Here is an 18,656-nt window from a genome sequence, read left to right on the forward strand (position 1 = left end):
CATCCTTCACACTTGGGACTTTTGAGTATCGGTTTCTTCAGTCATAACAGGCTGTGATGGCTTGCCTTCCTCTAACTGAGCTTTCATTTTGACGGATTCTTCTAACTGTTGCGCTTCTCGCTTAAACTCATTCTCGAACTCTTTAGATGCTTCTTGAAAGCTACGAATAGCTTTTCCCACGCTTCGACCGATTTCTGGCAACTTCTTAGGACCGAATATCAATAGGGCGATAACCATAATTAATATCATTTCCGGAAGCCCAATTCCGAAGAAATTCATAGCAGTTCTCCTAGTTGGTTTTCTATTTGCATCGTACTGAAAAAAAACCCGGATAAACCGGGAAAGATTTGTCTTTCTCTATCTGTTGCGAACTGCTAAGTGCTGACCGCCTGGACAATCGCCATCTATTGACCGAGGCTTCTCCAGTCAACAGAGAACCCTTCAAGCAGCAGCGAAGAGTTGTAGATTTGCAGAATGATTAATAAAAAGACAAGGAATAAGAGCATGAAAACGCCCATGAGCGGCGTAGTTCCCCAACCAGGAACAACTTTACCGTACTCGGAATTTAAAGGTCTTAGAATGTCTCCCAAGCGAGTGCGTTGTGCCATAAGTCACCAAGATCGTATATCAATGATAATTTGTAATGTTCTGTAATATTATAAAAGAATCAGCTTCACAATTAATTAAACCTATGGATTCTGCAACAGTTCTTATCATCACGATTGGTGCAGTTGTAGTAGCTATCACCGGTGTAGCCATCTATACTGCCTTTGGTCCGCCGTCTGCTCAGTTGGACGATCCATTTGAGGATCATGAGGATTAACGATTAATCAATAGCGAATCAAGAACTCTTCGGAAACTTTGATGTGGAGGAGGTAGTTTACAATACCCAGTAAACCGCGACCAGCTTATAGAGAAGATCGGTAACTGATAATTGATAACCGAATAAAAAATGAGCTTTAGTCAAGAGTTTGAATTACTGCTGAGAGCTTGCTATCCGCTGATTTACATTCCTACGCCAGAAGAAGAACGAGTCGAAGCCGCGATCGCAGCTTGTGCTAAGCGCCTTGGCAATCGTGTCGTCTATAGCTGGGATTTTGTCGATGGCTATCAAGACAACCCGAATAACGAAGGAGTCGGACGACGCAATCCCCTACAAGCCTTAGAATTTGCCGAACAATTGCCCTCAAATGCCGGAGCAATTTTTATTTTACGGGATTTTCATCGTTTTTTAGAAGATATCTCCATCTCTCGCAAACTTCGCAATTTAGCTAGAAAATTAAAATCTCAGCCCAAAAATATTATCATCGTCTCTCCACAGCTGGAGATTCCCGCAGAGTTAACCGAAGTTCTTACCGTCGTCGATTTTCCCCTGCCTACCGCAGCTGAAATCCGAGAAGAAACCCTACGTCTTCTCACTTCCATCGGACAGCCTCTCTCCGATAAACTGCTAGACGAGCTAGTTCGTTCTGCCCAAGGCTTATCTCTTGAGCGAATTCGCCGCGTCCTGACTCGATGCATTGCCAGTCATGGGAGCATTGAAGCAGAAGACGTAGAACTGATCCTAGAAGAGAAGCGGCAATCGATCCGACAAACGCAAATTTTAGATTTCTATCCAGCCACCGAGCAAATCTCTGACATTGGCGGTTTGGATAACTTGAAAGATTGGCTGCTGCGACGAGGTGGGGCATTTAGCGACAGAGCAAGAAGCTATGGCTTGCCTCATCCGAGGGGACTACTATTGGTAGGCATTCAAGGCACTGGCAAATCGCTGACAGCTAAAGCCATCTCGCACCACTGGCACCTGCCCTTACTCCGCTTGGATGTGGGTCGTCTTTTTGGCGGACTGGTGGGAGAATCGGAATCTCGCACTAGGCAGATGATTGGTCTTGCAGAAGCTCTTGCCCCTTGCGTTCTCTGGATTGACGAAATTGATAAAGCCTTTGCTGGCGTTGATGGAAGAGGCGATGGCGGTACGACGAGTCGCGTTTTTGGTACATTTATCAACTGGTTAGCCGACAAGAAATCGCCCGTCTTCGTAGTGGCTACTGCCAATAATATTCAAGCTTTGCCTCCAGAAATGCTCCGCAAAGGACGCTTTGATGAAATCTTTTTTGTCGGTTTGCCCTCGCAAGAGGAACGAGAAGCCATTTTTACCGTCCATTTATCTCGGTTGCGCCCCCACAATCTCAAAAATTACGATATCAAACGGCTTGCCTATGAAACGCCAGATTTCTCTGGCGCAGAAATCGAGCAAACGCTAATTGAAGCCATGCACATCGGTTTCAGTCAAAATCGGGACTTTACCACCGATGACATTCTAGAAGCTGCCAGCCAGATTATTCCCTTGGCGCGGACAGCACAAGAACAAATCCAGTTCCTTCAAAACTGGGCAGATGCTGGCAAGGCTCGTCTTGCTTCTAGAGCTAGTCGTTTGAGCCATCGCATCCAGGGGCAACTCAATTAAAAAGCCAAAACTAGACGGGAGTTAGCGATCGTGAGACATATAGCAAATATTTTCCAATTTCTGATCGGTTTCTTTCTAGGCATTCTCATCCTGGCAGGAGGAACGACTGCGGCTGCCTACGTTTTCTTCACTAAAATGAGCGCTAATCCTCCCAAACCTATCTTTGCTGAAGAGAAGCATGAAAACACTGCCGCAACTCAACCCCAACAACCCACCGTTGCAGAAAGCTCCTCTCCAGACTCTTCCGACGATCGACAAGTCCAAGAAGGCCAGCAAGACGAGTTACCTCCTGGTGCTTACAAAGCGCGAGTTACTTGGTCTGAAGGATTGAGCTTGCGATCGGAACCCGGTCGCGAAGCAGAACGGGTTGGCGGAGTCGGTTATAATGCCGAACTGATCGTTCTTCAAGACAGCATCGATAAGCAATGGCAAAAAGTCCGCCTTTCCGATGGCACTCAAGAAGGTTGGGTCAAAGCTGGTAACGTGGAGAAAATAGCCGATTAAAGGACACTGTTGAAATCGCGCGCGTCGCTTGCCGCTTGCCGTTGATTGGAATTGGCATGGGCGATCGCCTTGGCTTGTCTTACCTTTTCTATACGTCTACACAGTTGACGGATTGTGTAGAAAACAATAAGATAGGGAAATTTCAGGGTCGAAACGTTATGTTGACTTGGAATTATCAGTTCAAGCTAAAACCAAATAAAAAGCAAGTTATAGAGATAGAAAATTACCTCGCCGCTTGTCGCAAAGCTTGGAATTATGCTTTAGCTGAGCGTAAAGATTGGAGCAATTCGCGCAAGAATAACATAGATAGATGTTCCTTAGAAAAAGAATACATGATTTCTGCTGATGCTCCTTATCCAAGTTATAAATCACGAGCAGCAGCTTTAGCAGAAGCCCGAAAAGTTTGTCCCGATTTAAAGGACATAAATGCTCAAGTTCTTCAACAAGTGTTACGTCAATTAGACCGAGCATTTGTTGAGATGAAGTCTTTAAATAAGGGATTTCCAAGGTTTAAGAATAAATCTCGAATGAAATCTTTTGTTTTCCCTCAATTTAAAACTAACCCGATTCTTGGTAGTTATATTAAACTACCTAAGATTGGTTCAGCAAGAATGAGGTTATCAAGACCAATACCAGCTATGTTTATTCTTAAGCAAGCCAGAGTTATTAGAAAAGCTTCAGGATATTTCATTAATCTGTGTTTTCAATCAGATGTTAAAGTTCTTGACTCGTCCCCTCATGGAAATTCATTAGGAATTGATATTGGACTGGATTATTTTGCTGCTACTTCTAACAATGAACTGATTAAACGTGATAGATTGAATAAATTCATGAAATACGCAACTGAGAAAAGATTATTGTAGTCTCAAACAACAAGATATCTTTACTATGACAATCCAATCGCCCTAAATTATGCTCCTGTCGGTTGAAATCATTCTACTAGCAATAGCGCTCGGACTTTTGATTCCTTGTACTTTTCTAGGACTTGAATGCTTGGCAGCCTTGTTAAGCGAGCGCGCGCAACGCAGCACGCTTAAAACCGATCTCGCCGACCTTGGCAATAGCGCTGCCCCTGATGTTAAAACAGCCGTATTAGTTCCCGCTCACAACGAAGCCGCAAGCATAGAGAAGACTTTAGAAACTCTCTTGCCTCAAGTTGCCGCCCCAGAAAGCATCGTTGTCATCGCCGACAACTGCACTGACGATACGGCGGCGATCGCTCGACAATACGGCGTAACGGTAATTGAAAGACAAGATTCGCAGCGATGGGGGAAAGGCTATGCCCTCGATTATGGCTTGCAGCACCTCGAAGCCAATCCTCCAGAGGTAGTTATCTTAGTCGATGCAGACTGTAGTGTTGCTCAAGGGACGATCGATCGAATTGCTCGGCTTGCTAAATTCTCCGACAGACCCATACAAGCGACCTACTTAATGGAGCAACCTGCTAATCCTGGCTCGAAGGAGATTATTTCCACCTTAGCAGTCACGGTCAAAAATCTCGTTCGTCCCTACGGGTTACTAAAATTGGGATTTCCCTGTTTGCTGACTGGATCGGGCATGGCATTTCCTTGGCAAGTGATTCGCCTAGTGTCTTTAGCCAATAGCAAGGCAACAGATGACATACAGCTAGGCATCGATTTAGCTCTAGCTGGTCATCCTCCCCTGTATTGTCCTCAAGGGCAAGTGATGGGACGCTTGATGGGACAAGCATCTGCCAAGCGTCAGCGTTCTCGTTGGGAACACGTGCACTTAGAGACCTTATTAACTCAAACGCCGCGTCTGATTCGAGCTGCGATCGCTCAGAGGCGTTACGAATTGCTGGCGCTGACCTTGGAATTATGCATTCCGCCCTTATCTCTGTTGGTCGTGCTGTGGTTGGCAGCGACTGGCAGTGCATTGCTGACAACTTTTCTCGGCGCGTCATGGCTTCCTTTACTCATTTTAGGAGCAGCAGGACTGATAATTGCTGCCTCAATTCTTGGCGCTTGGGCTAAGTTTAGTCGAGCAGAGATACCAGCAACTGCCCTTCTGGCAATGCCATTTTATTTACTTTGGAAAATTCCCCTCTATTTCGCCTTTCTAATTCGCCCTCAAACAATGTGGCGGAAAACGGAACGCGATCCCGAACCAGACAAAGCTCAAACCGACGAGCGAGCGATCGTCGATACTGGAAGTCACTATTCAAAATCCTAAGCACTAGTCGGTTTCAACGATGTCCGTCCAGTCCTCTCGGCTGGCTCTAACGACCACTATTTTGTTGTTAACGTCCCTCGACAGTCGCATCCACATTCTGTCGTGTTTTTCACAAAAAACTCTTCGAGCCAAGAATCGCGAAGGTAATATCTCGGACTTCCTAGATGCCATAATTGCTGCCGACACAAGGGACATTCCAACTTATAAGTCAGCCTCTTTATCCGTCTTTGATTAGGCATTATTAATCTTTAATTTCTGGTTAAGAGCGGGAAAAATCCTCAATTTTTCACCGCCTTTGCCCATAGTTTATTTAAAATTACTAAACTTCTTGCGGGGGGAGGTAAAGGATAGGCTAGGAATAATAGGTTTAGCCATGAATTTTTGCTTAATAATTAATGCAAAAAAGGGAATGCCTTCGAGCAGATACCTTTTCCACAAGCGTTTGGGTTCGCAGATCAATCGATAGAACCACTCCAATCCTACTTCGCTCATCCATTTGGGCGATCGCGGCTTGTAACCGGCTTCAAAGTCAATCGTTGCCCCAATCGCCAGAAAAATTTTAATGGTTTTTAGTTGCTCTCTATACTTAGTAATCCACTTTTCCTGTTTGGGAGCGCCTAAACCAACGGCAACAACAGTTGCTCCCGATTTTCTAATCAATTCCAGAATTTTCTGGCACTCTTCTTCATTTTTCTCAAAACCGATTGAAGGCGAATAATAACCAACAATAATTTCTCGTCCGACTTTTTGATTAATTTTCTCTTTAGCTTGTTTGGCGATTCCTTCTCGAGCACCTAGCAAGAAGATCTTAATCTCTGGGTTGTGCTTATTGTATTCATAGAAAGCTGGAAAAAAATCGGAGCCAGAAATTTTTTCGCGAATGGGTTGACCCAAAAAGATGGATGCGTATTGAATAATCTTACTATCGCAGACTCGAAAATCTGCCTTTTGATAGGCAACGCGCAGTTCGGGGTCTTTGCGCAGCTTCATCAAGTGATCGACGTTGGGAGTAACAACAACGCCACCAGAGCGATTGAGTTTTTCTAAAAGCTCCAACTTCGATAAGTTATGAATGGATGTGTTAAGGATATTGACAGCTTTCATCTACTCTCCACAATTTGTTTGTTCAACCCAAACTTATCTAAAAATTCTCAATTAATCGTCTGTCAGAAGTCAGTGAATTGCCTCCTATTATAATTTCTTTTTTCGCTTTGTTAAGTTTTTTTACAAGTTTAGAATTTAGGATTCTATTGCGATTTCATCTTTCAATATGTATAAGTTAATCGCTCGGATTTTGTATATCTTTTGTTTAGTTTGCTGACATAGAAATCATACGATCGCGGAGTGGACTTGACTTAGAGTAACGGCATTTATGGGAGCCGTTGCTGTCTTGGTGGATGTTTTGATAAATACAAACAGTAATGTTAGGAAAATTCCGCTACATCCTACCATACTTGTGCAAGCGACAACAATTTCGCGATCGCTGCTACCTATGACCTAAAAGGCAATCGAGATTTTCAGGTTGTCCTCTCAATCTTTACTAAGCCCCAATTCCAGAACGGTTAGAAGATAATAAAATTCTGAGTACAATTTTTGCTAATCTATTGTAAAGTTAGATTAAAAGAAGAGAATGATGTCCGTATTCATGCAAGCTGCTGCGGCTAGCGGCAAATTTCCCGTTTATTTTGTCGCCGTTTACGTTATTGGTTTTATTGCTGCTGTTACTATCGGTTCGATTGCGTGGTACAATTCCAAGCGACCCGTGGGTTGGGAAGATGCGAAAAAACCCGATTACTTGCCAGAAATAAAAACGAACAAAGAGACAGATACTGATAAATAAAATTTATAGGACTGACAGTCAGAAATCAGAAGTCAACCAGCCAACTTCTGACAACTGATGACTGGTAACTGTCACAATGTATGACTCGTTTGAGTTAACTGGTGGCTCTGAGGCGATTGGCATCGAGCATTTTTTCTAACATGGACTGGGAAACGCAACGGCGTTCGGAACAATACGCCATCTGATTAACGCCATTCATCATCTTGACCGTCATGACGCGCACGCGAAAATCATCATTGACAAACCAGCATCGTTCCTGTCCCTGGTTTCTTTCGTATTCGGTGTTAATCGTCAAAACGCCATGCTCGTCAAAGTGATAAATGCCAACGACGGGAATTCCTTCCACATAGCCTCGGTTGCGCAAAAATTTTCCGTAGCGATTGTTTTCGGGATCGGGAAGATCGACTAAAATTGCCGCATAATCTGGATTGGGTTCGCGTTCGTCGATATTGCTCTGCCACGAAAAACTTGCGCCGCCAGCGATTAAGGCGGGATCGACATTTTGTTGCTTGCAGATAGCAATCGCTCTGGGATCGTCTTTTTCGAGAACCTCGACAATTAAGTTCGATTCCCCCGACTCATCTTCCACTGAATCAAAGTGATGAACCGTTCGCTGGGAGAACCAAACTCCCTCGCTTTTGCGAAAAAAATCCATCATGTTCGTGGGGTGTTTGAGCTGCATGGATTGATTAACCTCGGTTTTGGTACAGTGAAATGATTGATGTTCGTTCGGAACACGAATTTGCAGAAGATTGCATTCCTGATTCTATTAATTTACCCGTTCTCAATAACCAAGAACGAGCAAAAGTTGGAACGATTTATAAGCAAGATTCTTCCTTTGAAGATCGCAAAAGGCGATTGAAGATTAATAATTAGGAATTGGTCATTAAAGAGTTCTCGATTACCAATCACCTTCTCACTAATCCCCAACCGCCACTCAAACTAGATAAGCTATGCTAACTCTTCTATAGCACGCCTGCGTTTGCTAGTCCTAGGATTACCCCAACTCCCAAAATATGACCAAAGCTAGTAGTTCCTAGTAAAGCTCCTAAACCCATTCCACCGAACATTGCTGGAGAAGGTAACTGAGGTCCTACGTTTTGATTTTTAATGGTGAATTTGCCAAAAGCGATCGCTAATATATTACAAACGATCATGATAATGGCAACTTTCGGACTCCATTCTACAGTCTGAGGAACCGTAGATGCAGCAGCAAGCAATAAAGTAGAATACATCAAATGATTTCTCCTGTGTTAATCTTTAAAAGTCTTGATGTTATATATCTTTTACCAGGATCGGAAATCAATTTTGAATCGGTGTTGCAATACTTAGTAATTTTATAAAGTTTTGTAAAAGTTATCGAAAAACGATCGCGCGATCGAGGCGATTCAAATTTTTATAGATACTCTCTGAGATTAATTATAATTTAATTCCCAAAACCTGAGTATAAGCTCCTCTCGCTTGCGTCACGCCAATAGTACGCTCTGAAGATTCAATCATCGGACGACGCAAACTAACAACAATAAACTGTGCTTGTTGCGCTTGATGTCGAATCATTTTCGATAATTTTTCTACATTCGCTCCATCTAAAAACATATCCACTTCATCAAAGGCATAAAATGGTGAGGGACGATATCTTTGGAGTGAAAAAATGAAGCTGAGAGCAGTTAAAGATTTCTCTCCCCCTGACATGGAACTCAATCTTTGTACGGGTTTTCCTTTGGGATGAGCAACGAGGTTTAATCCGCCATTAAAGGGATTTTCTGGGTCATCTAATTGTAAATAACCATCTCCATCAGAGAGCGTAGCAAAAATATTTTTGAAGTTTTCATTGACGGCATCGAAGGCTTCTTTAAAGGAACGATATCGCAAAGTTGTAAAGTTTTCTATCCGTAATAATAATTCCGTTCTTTCTGCTTCCAAAGTGGATAATTTCTCTGATAATTCCTGCAATCTTTCCTGAGTTCGTTTGTGTTCTTCTAGCGCCAGCATATTAACAGGTTCCATTGCTTCGAGGCGCTTTTGGGCATTACGAATTTCTTGTTGGAGTTGTTCTAGTATCTGAGTGATTGTTTTCTTATCTTCGCCTTCTGCTAAATTTTCTAGAAGGGGAACTTCGGGTAAGGGATCGGGCAGTTCTGCTTGTTGTGTTTGAATTTGTACTTGTAAGCTTTCAAGAAAGGCTTGTCTTTCTTGTTGGGTTTCCTGAAGTTTTTGTAATTTCCAAGAGAGATTCTGTTGTCGATCTTGCAATTCTCTTAAAGCAGTTTCAGCGCGATCGCGTTCTATTTTAGTCTCTCCCAATCGCTCTGATAGTTGTTGTAATAACTCTTCAGTTTCAGCAATTTTTGCCTCAATTGCTACAATCTCATTTTCAACTTCCGATTTCCGACTTCCGACTTCTGACTTCTGTTGTTGATACTCTTCTATCCGATGGTAAGATTCAGTAATTTTTTCTTCTATCCGTTGATATTTATTGTGAAAGTCTTTTAATTCACTTTCTGCATGGCGTAATGCTTGTTCTCTTTCTTGTACTCGAACTTCTTGGATTTTAATCGAATTCTGGATTTGTTGCCATTCGCTGTGAGTCTGCGACTGTTCTAATTCGTCTAAACGACGCTGTTGCTGTTGTAATTCTGCTTCCAGAACGGAGATTTCTGCCGATAAAATTTGTATACCATGGTAGACATTTTCAAGTTCCTGACGATTTTGCAGCACTTGCAGCGTTAATTCTTCTCGCTGGGCAGTTAAACGCTGAATGTCTTTGTGCAACTGTTCTAGCCGTAGCTGCTGTTCTTTGGCTTTTTGTCGCGCTTCTGTTAATTCTTGTGTCAATTGCTTGAGGTGCGACGTGTTTTGCCAAGAAAGTTGTTCGGTGCGGGATAAAAGCTGTTCGATTTCTGCTAAACGTTGTCTGAGGACTTGGACTTCTTCTGACTCTCCACTGGTGGGCGTGCCAAAATGAATGGAAGATCGAGTTGGTTTGCTTCCTCCGGTCATTGCGCCGCTGGATTCGAGAAGATCTCCTTCCAGGGTGACTATACGATGTTTTCCTAAGTGAGGACGCGCGTCATTGAGGGTTTCAAAGACAACGGTACTTCCAAAAATATAGAGAAAAATATTGCGATAGCGAGAGTCGCACTCAACTAAATTGACGGCTAAGTCAATAAAGCCTCTGGCATACCGCATGGCTACAGTTTCATTAAAACGAGGGGGCTGAATTTTATTGAGAGGGAGAAAGGTGGCGCGTCCTGCCCGTTTTTGTTTGAGTAATTCGATTCCCGCTGCCGCTACGCTGTCATCCTCAACCACAACATACCCTAACCGTCCGCCTGCTGCAATTTCTAATGCCAATTGATAGCGGGGATCGACTTGTCCGAGTTGGGCAACTAAACCGCAAACTCCAGCTAGGTCGGATTGTAAAATTATCTGAGTGGCATAGGTGCCTTGGATTTCTTGCTGGGCTTGTTTGGTTGCTTCTAATTTATCGAGTTGGCGTTGTTTTTCTCGTTGTTCTTTTAGCAAGCGGGTTTGGGTATCTTGCTGGATGCTGCGTTCTTGTTCGGCGGCGGCTAATTGTTGGGCTAGGGTTTGAATCTGTTGTTGTGAGTCGGTAACTTGAGTAGATAGGTTAGCAACATCTGCCTGTTTAGTAAATAGTTCCTGTTCGGTGACTTGCAGGCGCTGGCTTTGTTCTTCTAGGGTTTTTTGTAGTCGATCGCAGCGTTCGCTTAGTTTGGCGTGTTCGGTGCGTTGGGGATTAAGTGTTTCTTGGATGGTACTGATTTTGCGGCTGAGGGAGGTTTGTTCCTGCACCCACGCTTCAGAAGCCTCTGCGATCGCGTTTGCCCGTTCTCGGCTTTTTTGCAAGGTTTCTCTGGCTTGGTTGTGTTGTTCGATCGCACAGGGAATGGTTTCTTCCTCTAGTTGGGTTTTTTCTTGGGTGAGGTGAGCTAAGGTTTGCCGATATTGTTCGATTTCGCTGCTGGTGCGATCGATGTTGGCTTGCGTCTGTTGCGCCTGCGTTTCTAATTCCTGCTGTCGCTGTTGGAGTTGATGGCGTTTGGCTTTTTGCGTTGCCAGTTGGGAGGCGACGGAGAGTTGTTCGTCTTCTCCCAATGCTTTGACTTGGCTATTGAGGCGATCGAGTTCGCTTGCGGCTTGACTAATTTCGGTCGCCAATGCGTTAAGTTGTTCGCTAAGTTGGACTTTCTCCGTTTCTCCTGCGACAAGTTGCGCTTGTAATTGCCGTTCTTGTTCTTGTAGCGATCGCCAGATTAAAACCGTCTCCCACTGTTGTTTTTCCTGAATTGTCGCTTTTAATTTCTTGTATTTTTCTGCTTTGGTGCGATCGGCTGTTAAACGTTCGAGCGATCGCAACAATTCTTCTTCAATCAATCGATAGCGTTCTTCTCGTTCTCGAACCGATTCTAGGGTTTCTTTGGTTTTCTCGATTTTGCGATCGAATTCAGCAACTCCCGCCAGTTCGTCAATAATTTCTCGCCTCTCGCGCGAGTTCATGGTAATGATGCGGGTAACGTCTCCTTGCAGGACGACGTTGTAACCTTCGGGATAAATGCGCAGGCGATTCAGTTGTTCGTGAAGTTCGCTAACGCTACAGGGTTCGCCATTGATATAAAAGGTAGAAGCATAAGTTCCTCCCTTGGCGACTCGCAAGCGTCTGGTAACGATCCATTCATTATTCGTAAGTGGTTGGTGGTTGTTGGTTAGTAGGTATCCGTTGTGATTTTCTCGTGCTTCTTGTACGGACGCGCGACCGTTTGTTTCTACTCTTGAATTCTGTAGGGGCGTTTCGCGATCCCTCTCTACATCTAAGAGATCCGATACATCGAAGGTAACGGAGACGCTAGTTTCAGCCGTGTTGCGATTGTTGCTGTGGTTGTGATTGACTAGATCGGGGAGGCGTTCCGCACGCATTCCTTTTGATGTAGCCAAACCCAAACAAAATAGTAGCGCGTCTAGGATATTCGATTTACCGGAACCGTTGGGACCGGAAATAACAGTGAATCCAGGCAGTAAAGGAACCGAGGTCGTCCCGCCAAAAGATTTAAAGTGGGACAGTTCCACGCGCTTGATATGAACCATGCAGTCTGGCGTGCTATGTGCTGAGAGGAGTGGATACGTTTTGTATCAGTTTAACAATAGGAGACAGTTTAAGATGCTTAAAAGTTCCAAAATATGGCGATCGCTAATAATTGTTTACCTATTGACTATTATTCTAGGGCAATAAGACAAATCTATAGTTATTTCATCATTTTTACTGTTTCTAGTGCCATTCTTCTTTTGCTTCCCTACCGCTTTCAGATAATTTTTCTAGAAGAAATAGCGTCAAGCCAGTTAATTTTAAAAGTAAAGGTGAGCATATTACATACTCACCTTACCTGTTTGACAAAGGCAACTGGCCTCAATCTTACATCATGCCCATGCCACCCATGCCGCCCATACCACCCATGCCACCCATATCGGGCATAGCAGGCGCGGCTTTTTCAGGTTTTTCGACCACAAGCGCTTCGGTGGTTAGAACCATTCCGGCAATAGAAGCTGCATTCTGCACGGCAGAACGCACTACCTTAGCCGGATCGACGATCCCAGCCGCGATCATGTCTTCAAACTTCCCCGTGAGGGCGTTGTAACCGATGTTGAACTCGGTTTCCCGGACTCGTTCGACAATCACCGAACCTTCTGCCCCAGCGTTATCGGCAAGTTGGCGCACGGGGGCTTCTAAGGCTTTGGCGACGATATCGGCAGCAACTTTTTCTTCGTCGTCAGTGAGATTGTTTTTAAACTCAGCAACTTTTTTCGCTAAATGAATTAGCGTCGTGCCGCCGCCAGGGACGATTCCTTCTGCAACCGCAGCTTTGGTTGCATTGAGCGCATCTTCGATCCGCAGTTTTCTGTCTTTGAGTTCGGTTTCGGTAGCAGCCCCGACTTTAATGACGGCAACGCCCCCTGCTAGCTTAGCAATTCGTTCTTGCAGTTTTTCTCTATCGTATTCGGAGTCGGTTGCTTCTAGTTCTTTACGGAGTTGGGCAATCCGTTTTTGCACGTCTGCCTTATGTTCTCCACCGGCGACGATGGTGGTGTTATCCTTCTCGATCGTGACTTTGATGGCTTTGCCTAGCATATCTATAGAGACGGTATCCAGGCTTAATCCGATTTCCTCGGAAATGAGACGACCGCCCGTTAGAATAGCAATATCTTGTAGCATGGCTTTGCGACGATCGCCAAAACTGGGAGCTTTGATCGCAGCAACATTAAGAACTCCTCTCGCTTTATTGACGACTAGCGTAGCTAGGGCTTCTCCTTCTACGTCTTCGGCAATGATGAGCAAGGGTTTTCCAGCGCGGGCAATGTTTTCTAGGATCGGCACCAAGTCTGCGATCGCACTAATCTTTTTGTCGGTGATGAGAATGAGGGGATTTTCAAATTCTACAATTTGCCGCTCTTGATCGGTGATAAAGTAAGGAGAAATATAGCCGCGATCGATCTGCATCCCTTCGACGACTTCTAATTCTGTGGTCAGAGATTTCGATTCTTCAACGGTAATCACCCCATCTTTGGTGACTTTATCCATCGCCTCGGCAATCATTTGACCGATCGCTTCGTCGCTTCCTGCCGAAACGGTGGCCACCTGCGCGATCGCCGCTCCTTCTACTGGCTTAGCAACGGCTTCGATTTCTTTAACTAGATAGTGAATCGTTTTGTCTATTCCCCGTCTTAGAGCAACGGGATTCGCTCCTGAGGTGACATTCTTCAATCCTTCTCGGATCATTGCTTGCGCAATCACTGTAGCAGTAGTCGTGCCATCGCCAGCAACATCTTTGGTTTTTGAGGCAACTTCCTGAATGAGTTTGGCTCCCGTATTTTCTAAGGGATTTTCCAGTTCGATTTCTTTGGCGACTGTAATTCCGTCATTAACGATCTGGGGTGCGCCAAATTTCTTCTCCAGCAACACATTGCGCCCTTTTGGTCCTAAGGTAATGCGTACCGCGTCGGCGAGGGCATTGATTCCCGCCTCTAGCGCTCGTCTCGACTCATCTTTAAATGAAACTATTTTTGCCATAGTTATTTTGGATTGGTGTTGTGACTCCTTTAGCAACTTTAGCACTCTTAAGCAAAGAGTGCTAAGTAGCGATCGCCGATTGCGTCACTCGGAATAACTTTGAAGACAAGCAAGGAAAATAATTTCCTTGCTAATAGCAGATTATTATTACGCCATTACCATGCCGCCATCGACGTTGAAAACCTGTCCGGTGATATAAGCAGCGGCGGGATCGGCAGCCAGAAAGCACACCATGCCAGCAATTTCCTCCGGTTTGCCGTAGCGACCGAGAGGAATGAGCTTGAGAATTTCTTCTGTATTGGAAAGATGGCTCGTCATGTCGGTTTCGATAAAACCGGGCGCAACGGCATTGACGGTAACGCCGCGACTGGCAAGTTCTTTGGCAACCGTCTTCGTAAAACCGATGACTCCAGCCTTTGCCGCACTATAATTTGCCTGTCCGGGATTGCCCATTTGTCCGGCAACGGAGGAAATATTGATAATCCGTCCGCTGCGCTGTTTGATCATGGTTTTACTAACGGCTTTGGTACAGAGAAAAACTCCGGTTAAATTGAGGTCGATAACGGCTTGCCAGTCTTCCGGTTTCATGCGCAAAAGCAAGGTATCGCGGGCGATTCCGGCGTTGTTGACCAAAATATCGATGCGACCGAATTTGTTTAGAGTTTGTTCGATTAGATTATCTACTTCTTGGGCTTTTGAGACATCGGCTTGCAGCGCGATCGCTTCTCCACCCGCCTGGGCGATCGCTTGCACCACTTCTTCGGCTGCCGTACTAGAACTGGCGTAGTTGACGACGACTTTAGCTCCTTGGGCTGCTAGTGCCAAGGCAACTGCCCGACCGATTCCCCGCGATGCTCCCGTGACAAGGGCAACGCGATCTTGTAACTGTTTTCCTGCTATCACTTCATCCCTCCAATGATGTCTTGCCAATGAGATCATCATACGGGGAGATGCGCGATCGGTTCTTGCTACTTTTCTAAGAAGGTTAAATCTAGTATGTCCGGTTGAAAAACAACACGATTGTTATTTTGCCGGATTAAATCGCTGAGTTTTAGCTCTACGTTGCCGAGGAGGACGCGATCGTTTTCAGAGCGAGAGTTACTCTCATTAGCAAGCAGCCAATCTTTGAGATTGCCCCGAAACCCTCTCTCTACAGCCTTCAGATAATCGGTGCAGCGACGAAATAATTTAGGCAGAATGAGTTGTCCGTCTGGAGGGCTTAAATCTTCTTGACTTTCTAAAATAAATTCGCGAGTTCGATCTTCTTTCCAAACGCCTCGATTTTCTTGTCGGGCTTCTGTTGTCACCTTTTGTAAAAATTCCCGATGGGAAAGCGGCATGGAGGTATAAACCGTGTAGTAAGCCACGCCTTCTTGGAGCAATTGAAAGTTGAGGGTTTTCTGAAGATAATTTTTAGTTACCCTTACCCATTCTCCATTGGAAAGGCTTTTGGCTTCATCGGCTGACACCAGATAGGAAATGGGACGACCGTTTGCTTCTACAGCTTGGGAGAGGATCGCGCCAGCAACGGTATCGGGCTTAGCAGAACTGACTGTATCGCCGGAATAGGCAACATCCCTAAAACCCAGGAGTTTGAGCAAGCGATCGCGGGCTTCTTCTCCTTGCGGTTGAGCGTCTTTGCCATAATGCACTTCTGGTGTATCTAGACCTTCCAAGCGAAGCTGTACGGTGCGATCGCGAGAGGGATTGATACGGTAGGAACGTTGAAGATTTTCGTAAAGCCCTGGTTCGTCTGCGAGAAAGCGAACGGAATCCCCGTCGGGTTTCTTGCCAAGAATAACGAAACTTCCTTTGATAACTTGATAGTAAGGCGATACCATACCAATCCTTCAATTAACTAGAGCATTTTAAATACTCTACTATAAGCGATCGCCCTTACCCGAATTGCGTTCTACTCCGTTGCCATTACCTCTATTCTCAAATTCTCTTGCTTGGGCGCGTTCGTCCTTCTTGTTATCGGAACGGTTGAGGGAACCTCTGCCGGGATGATTAATGATGGTTTGATTGATAATTTGAGTAACTTGATTGTTATCGCCAGAGATATTCGCGTCTTGAGCGCCGTTTTGAATTGCTGTTGTATCGGAGCGCACGGGAAACTGAGTTAAGCCGATAAAAGTGACGCTAACGAGACCGAGACGACCGATTTTCTGGAATTGCTTCATCCTTTATTTAACCTCAATAATCAATCTTTGGTTGAGATAACCGCTACCGCCTATTTGTTGGAGACTCTGAGTATTGGGTCCGATCAATTCAACTTGCACTGAGTTGCCTGCGGGACGGTATCTGCCCGAAATCTCGATCGCGTGTTTGCCACGAGTCAGAAGGCGCGAAAGATTAATTTTTGTGTTGTTATTCAGTCGTTGAATGACTTTCCCATTTAGTTTGATCTGTCCGGTAAGTTGAGTGCCCGTTGTTGAGGTACTTACTCGGAGAAAATGGGGGTGTCTTAGCTGCTCTGCTGCAAGAGTAATCGTTGTCTGTTGCATTTGTTGCTGAATTTGAGCCGTATTAGCAAGAGAAAAAGACTGGATATTCACCGGAGGAGCAGCAGCTAAGACAGTAGTATAAGAGATGGCAAGCAATAAAGTTTTTAAGTTCATAAACCGAATCCCCCATTCAGTTTGACTCGATTCGTGCCGCGCAGTTATTGGTTTGGTTAGTCTCGCCAATTTTCGGCAGGATTGTATACATCAATGCCGGGATTGCTTCTGATTTGAACGGCTCCACCGTTCCCGCCAGAGTTGCCATCGCTTCCCCGCTGGCGATGGCGAACGGTTCGATGTTGTTCTACCGGGCCGTTACCGCCAACATTGCCTTGTACGCCTGTGGTTACGCTTGCATTTCCCCGACAAGAGGGATCGCTTTCCATATCAACATCGTTACTGCGGTTGGTTGGCTCCTTAGAACCGCTAATGTTGTACTGCACAGAAACGTCCGCTTGAACGCATTTAGCGGTTGCCCAATTGGAGAGGAAATCTCCCATCGAAAACAGACCAGAAACAGCTAAGAAACTTAGGGTTAATGCCTTGAGTCGCATTAGTAGTAACCTCCCCTATGAAAAATTAGCGACAGTAGGTAGTCCGAGATTGCGTAACGGTTCTACCAGAACGGTTAACTTGTGTCGTCTCTTGACGCACTACATTGCCTCCTTTTGAGCAACCAACGTTGCTCTGGCGGCGGAAATAGCGATCCCACCAATAATGGGAACGATTGCGGGGATAGGTTCTCCAACGCGGTCTGTTGTAGATATACGCATCCCCATCTCGTTCGGTGGTAATTCTCACATTTCCTGCTCGGACATCGATTTCACTAGCACTAGCGATCGCGGGAAAGCCTATCGTGATAATTGCTAACAAAATGGTCAGTTGCTTTAAAAACATTGGTTGACTCCCAACTCAACGAAAAAAGGGAGAGGGATTTTTATCCAAGCTGCTACTTACGATACGTGACACCCTGCTCCCTCAAGTTACAATGGAGTTAGCTACAGATTGAAAAAGTGATGGAGATCTCAACCCTGTCTAGACGCAGGGTTGTTTACTAATAATCGCAGCCCCAATCGCAAGAGCGGTGACGAGATCCCCTGTCCTTGCGGACATTTTCCTGACGAACTCGTTGTTCGGACGAGTTGCCAACACCGTACTGATCGGTAAATTGGTCGCTGGACTGGACATCGCCAGTGCTGCCATTTCTGTAACCGCTTCTCTCGCCTCGGTTCTTTTGAATGGTCGTCTGTCCAGAGTAGTTACCGACACCCGTCTGGGTGGTGGTTTGCCGACTATCTTGGATGACGGCGCTGTCTCCGTCAGCATGAGCGGGTAGGGAAACCATTCCAAGAGCAGTCAGAGTTAGTAAACTAAAGATTAGCTTTTTCATGGTTGACTATTTATCTCCCGATTCGTTGCATCAGTTCGCTCGCTCGGCGCAAAATCGTTTTAAATTGGATGAGGATGTTTTGCTGTCGTGCCGAGTTCTTGAGCGTTCATATCTTAAGATTAATTCTCCGATTTTGGGATGTCAGTCCCAGTTAAAGTAGAACTTGAAGATGCATTGGCACTTAAGTAATTTCTCGTAAGTAGAAAAGAGTAGAAATAAGTAGAGTAGTATTATTCGCGGCTATTGCTACTCGCCCTCAAAGATCGAGTCCGATTGTCCCATGCGGCTATGCTGGAATTAGAGCGCTATAACTAAAAATCATTTAGGAGGTCAATTATAAAATATGGATGGTAGCGACTGGCTCAAACAATTATTGATGGTTGGCATAGGAACGACTTCTCTGGTTGCAGAAAAAGTGCGAGAAGTCAGCGAACAGTGGGTCAAAGATGGCAAAATCGATCCCGATCGCGCTAAGGGATTTGTTGACGATTTGATGAATCAGCTCAAATCCGAACAGGGCAACTTTGAAAAAAACCTGGAACGCCAACTGCGCAATATGTTGCAGGATTTAGGCGTGCCGCGTCAGACAGAAATCGATGAATTACGCGGACGAATCGATAGACTAGAACGTCAAGTGCGCGATCTAGAAAACAAGCAATGGCGCTAACAAGTCG

At 45.0% G+C, this 18,656-nt stretch carries 21 protein-coding genes and 1 pseudogene; 8 read left to right on the forward strand and 14 right to left on the reverse strand.

The features are described from left to right. Positions 1 to 6: 6 nt before the first annotated feature. Both PLE7327_RS04985 and psbH read right to left on the reverse strand, forming a co-directional pair. Positions 7 to 279 (reverse strand): TatA/E family twin arginine-targeting protein translocase, encoded by a 273-nt coding sequence (locus PLE7327_RS04985; RefSeq protein WP_015142774.1) that lies wholly within the window; start codon positions 277 to 279, stop codon positions 7 to 9. Between the two features lie 125 nt (positions 280 to 404). Then, entirely contained in the window at positions 405 to 608 is a 204-nt protein-coding gene (gene psbH, locus PLE7327_RS04990) for a photosystem II reaction center phosphoprotein PsbH (RefSeq protein WP_015142775.1), read from the reverse strand. Positions 609 to 691: 83 nt separating this feature from the next. On the opposite strand from psbH, the gene psbN reads away from it, so the two are divergent. The 5 genes from psbN (at position 692) to PLE7327_RS05015 (ending at position 5,164) form a co-directional block, all read left to right on the forward strand. Beyond that, the gene (gene psbN, locus PLE7327_RS04995) at positions 692 to 823 is read left to right on the forward strand and encodes a photosystem II reaction center protein PsbN (RefSeq protein ID WP_071880636.1); all 132 of its coding nucleotides are present in this window, start codon (positions 692 to 694) and stop codon (positions 821 to 823) included. Between the two features lie 129 nt (positions 824 to 952). Next, positions 953 to 2,467 (forward strand): AAA family ATPase, encoded by a 1,515-nt coding sequence (locus PLE7327_RS05000; RefSeq protein ID WP_015142777.1) that lies wholly within the window; start codon positions 953 to 955, stop codon positions 2,465 to 2,467. 30 nt (positions 2,468 to 2,497) lie between these two features. Then, a complete protein-coding gene (locus PLE7327_RS05005) occupies positions 2,498 to 2,971 on the forward strand; it encodes an SH3 domain-containing protein (protein WP_015142778.1) in 474 nt (157 codons plus the stop codon). Between the two features lie 56 nt (positions 2,972 to 3,027). Beyond that, positions 3,028 to 3,834, forward strand: a complete 807-nt coding sequence (locus PLE7327_RS05010; protein ID WP_217523331.1) for an RNA-guided endonuclease TnpB family protein — start codon at positions 3,028 to 3,030, stop codon at positions 3,832 to 3,834. 49 nt (positions 3,835 to 3,883) lie between these two features. Beyond that, positions 3,884 to 5,164, forward strand: a complete 1,281-nt coding sequence (locus tag PLE7327_RS05015; RefSeq protein ID WP_015142780.1) for a glycosyltransferase family 2 protein — start codon at positions 3,884 to 3,886, stop codon at positions 5,162 to 5,164. 306 nt (positions 5,165 to 5,470) lie between these two features. Here the strand turns inward: PLE7327_RS05015 and PLE7327_RS05020 are convergent, their stop codons facing one another. Next, positions 5,471 to 6,268 carry a WecB/TagA/CpsF family glycosyltransferase gene (locus PLE7327_RS05020; protein ID WP_015142781.1) on the reverse strand — a complete coding sequence of 266 codons (798 nt, stop codon included), beginning with the start codon at positions 6,266 to 6,268 and terminating at the stop codon, positions 5,471 to 5,473. Between the two features lie 526 nt (positions 6,269 to 6,794). Here PLE7327_RS05020 and psb35 point away from each other — a divergent pair. Continuing rightward, positions 6,795 to 7,004, forward strand: a complete 210-nt coding sequence (gene psb35, locus PLE7327_RS05025; protein WP_015142782.1) for a photosystem II assembly protein Psb35 — start codon at positions 6,795 to 6,797, stop codon at positions 7,002 to 7,004. Positions 7,005 to 7,098: 94 nt separating this feature from the next. On the opposite strand, the gene PLE7327_RS05030 is transcribed toward psb35, so the two are convergent. After that, the gene (locus PLE7327_RS05030; RefSeq protein ID WP_015142783.1) at positions 7,099 to 7,686 is read right to left on the reverse strand and encodes a phycobiliprotein lyase; all 588 of its coding nucleotides are present in this window, start codon (positions 7,684 to 7,686) and stop codon (positions 7,099 to 7,101) included. Between the two features lie 32 nt (positions 7,687 to 7,718). Here PLE7327_RS05030 and PLE7327_RS05035 point away from each other — a divergent pair. Next, a pseudogene (locus tag PLE7327_RS05035) lies at positions 7,719 to 7,856 on the forward strand (sulfurtransferase); the annotation flags it as partial. Positions 7,857 to 7,969: 113 nt separating this feature from the next. On the opposite strand, the gene psaK reads toward PLE7327_RS05035, so the two are convergent. From psaK to PLE7327_RS05085, 10 genes are all read right to left on the reverse strand, one after another. After that, on the reverse strand, positions 7,970 to 8,239 hold the full coding sequence (psaK, locus tag PLE7327_RS05040) for a photosystem I reaction center subunit PsaK (protein ID WP_015142784.1): 270 nt from the start codon (positions 8,237 to 8,239) through the stop codon (positions 7,970 to 7,972). Positions 8,240 to 8,423: 184 nt separating this feature from the next. Beyond that, positions 8,424 to 12,110, reverse strand: a complete 3,687-nt coding sequence (gene smc / locus PLE7327_RS05045; RefSeq protein ID WP_015142785.1) for a chromosome segregation protein SMC — start codon at positions 12,108 to 12,110, stop codon at positions 8,424 to 8,426. Positions 12,111 to 12,435: 325 nt separating this feature from the next. Continuing rightward, a complete protein-coding gene (gene groL, locus PLE7327_RS05050; protein ID WP_015142786.1) occupies positions 12,436 to 14,088 on the reverse strand; it encodes a chaperonin GroEL in 1,653 nt (550 codons plus the stop codon). A gap of 147 nt (positions 14,089 to 14,235) precedes the next feature. Then, positions 14,236 to 15,030, reverse strand: a complete 795-nt coding sequence (fabG, locus tag PLE7327_RS05055; protein WP_015142787.1) for a 3-oxoacyl-[acyl-carrier-protein] reductase — start codon at positions 15,028 to 15,030, stop codon at positions 14,236 to 14,238. A 26-nt stretch (positions 15,031 to 15,056) separates the two neighbouring features. Next, positions 15,057 to 15,929: a thermonuclease family protein gene (locus PLE7327_RS05060; protein ID WP_015142788.1), complete on the reverse strand. Its 873-nt coding sequence runs from the start codon at positions 15,927 to 15,929 to the stop codon at positions 15,057 to 15,059. 39 nt (positions 15,930 to 15,968) lie between these two features. Continuing rightward, the gene (locus PLE7327_RS05065) at positions 15,969 to 16,271 is read right to left on the reverse strand and encodes a hypothetical protein (RefSeq protein WP_015142789.1); all 303 of its coding nucleotides are present in this window, start codon (positions 16,269 to 16,271) and stop codon (positions 15,969 to 15,971) included. A gap of 3 nt (positions 16,272 to 16,274) precedes the next feature. Continuing rightward, positions 16,275 to 16,709 (reverse strand): hypothetical protein, encoded by a 435-nt coding sequence (locus PLE7327_RS05070; protein ID WP_015142790.1) that lies wholly within the window; start codon positions 16,707 to 16,709, stop codon positions 16,275 to 16,277. Positions 16,710 to 16,765: 56 nt separating this feature from the next. Continuing rightward, complete coding sequence (locus tag PLE7327_RS05075) at positions 16,766 to 17,146, reverse strand: hypothetical protein (protein ID WP_015142791.1); 381 nt, start codon at positions 17,144 to 17,146, stop codon at positions 16,766 to 16,768. 25 nt (positions 17,147 to 17,171) lie between these two features. Further along, complete coding sequence (locus tag PLE7327_RS05080) at positions 17,172 to 17,489, reverse strand: hypothetical protein (RefSeq protein ID WP_015142792.1); 318 nt, start codon at positions 17,487 to 17,489, stop codon at positions 17,172 to 17,174. Between the two features lie 157 nt (positions 17,490 to 17,646). After that, a complete protein-coding gene (locus PLE7327_RS05085) occupies positions 17,647 to 17,982 on the reverse strand; it encodes a hypothetical protein (RefSeq protein WP_015142793.1) in 336 nt (111 codons plus the stop codon). A gap of 343 nt (positions 17,983 to 18,325) precedes the next feature. On the opposite strand from PLE7327_RS05085, the gene PLE7327_RS05090 reads away from it, so the two are divergent. After that, positions 18,326 to 18,649: a phasin family protein gene (locus tag PLE7327_RS05090; protein WP_015142794.1), complete on the forward strand. Its 324-nt coding sequence runs from the start codon at positions 18,326 to 18,328 to the stop codon at positions 18,647 to 18,649. Positions 18,650 to 18,656 lie beyond the last annotated feature (7 nt).

Source organism: Pleurocapsa sp. PCC 7327, from assembly GCF_000317025.1.
In the GTDB taxonomy this organism is placed as follows: Bacteria; Cyanobacteriota; Cyanobacteriia; order Cyanobacteriales; family Microcystaceae; genus Hydrococcus.

Coding starts and splice junctions, on each gene's coding strand:
- groL (WP_015142786.1), bottom strand. CDS start 14,088: ATGGCAAAAATAGTTTCATTTAAAGATGAGTCGAGACGAGCGCTAGAG.
- PLE7327_RS05080 (WP_015142792.1), bottom strand. CDS start 17,489: ATGTTTTTAAAGCAACTGACCATTTTGTTAGCAATTATCACGATAGGC.
- psbN (WP_071880636.1), top strand. CDS start 692: ATGGATTCTGCAACAGTTCTTATCATCACGATTGGTGCAGTTGTAGTA.
- PLE7327_RS05000 (WP_015142777.1), top strand. CDS start 953: ATGAGCTTTAGTCAAGAGTTTGAATTACTGCTGAGAGCTTGCTATCCG.
- PLE7327_RS05060 (WP_015142788.1), bottom strand. CDS start 15,929: ATGGTATCGCCTTACTATCAAGTTATCAAAGGAAGTTTCGTTATTCTT.
- smc (WP_015142785.1), bottom strand. CDS start 12,110: ATGGTTCATATCAAGCGCGTGGAACTGTCCCACTTTAAATCTTTTGGC.
- PLE7327_RS05090 (WP_015142794.1), top strand. CDS start 18,326: ATGGATGGTAGCGACTGGCTCAAACAATTATTGATGGTTGGCATAGGA.
- PLE7327_RS05065 (WP_015142789.1), bottom strand. CDS start 16,271: ATGAAGCAATTCCAGAAAATCGGTCGTCTCGGTCTCGTTAGCGTCACT.
- PLE7327_RS05015 (WP_015142780.1), top strand. CDS start 3,884: ATGCTCCTGTCGGTTGAAATCATTCTACTAGCAATAGCGCTCGGACTT.
- psbH (WP_015142775.1), bottom strand. CDS start 608: ATGGCACAACGCACTCGCTTGGGAGACATTCTAAGACCTTTAAATTCC.
- PLE7327_RS05010 (WP_217523331.1), top strand. CDS start 3,028: ATGGGCGATCGCCTTGGCTTGTCTTACCTTTTCTATACGTCTACACAG.
- PLE7327_RS05085 (WP_015142793.1), bottom strand. CDS start 17,982: ATGAAAAAGCTAATCTTTAGTTTACTAACTCTGACTGCTCTTGGAATG.
- PLE7327_RS05020 (WP_015142781.1), bottom strand. CDS start 6,268: ATGAAAGCTGTCAATATCCTTAACACATCCATTCATAACTTATCGAAG.
- PLE7327_RS05030 (WP_015142783.1), bottom strand. CDS start 7,686: ATGCAGCTCAAACACCCCACGAACATGATGGATTTTTTTCGCAAAAGC.
- fabG (WP_015142787.1), bottom strand. CDS start 15,030: ATGATGATCTCATTGGCAAGACATCATTGGAGGGATGAAGTGATAGCA.
- PLE7327_RS05075 (WP_015142791.1), bottom strand. CDS start 17,146: ATGCGACTCAAGGCATTAACCCTAAGTTTCTTAGCTGTTTCTGGTCTG.
- psaK (WP_015142784.1), bottom strand. CDS start 8,239: ATGTATTCTACTTTATTGCTTGCTGCTGCATCTACGGTTCCTCAGACT.
- psb35 (WP_015142782.1), top strand. CDS start 6,795: ATGATGTCCGTATTCATGCAAGCTGCTGCGGCTAGCGGCAAATTTCCC.
- PLE7327_RS05070 (WP_015142790.1), bottom strand. CDS start 16,709: ATGAACTTAAAAACTTTATTGCTTGCCATCTCTTATACTACTGTCTTA.
- PLE7327_RS04985 (WP_015142774.1), bottom strand. CDS start 279: ATGAATTTCTTCGGAATTGGGCTTCCGGAAATGATATTAATTATGGTT.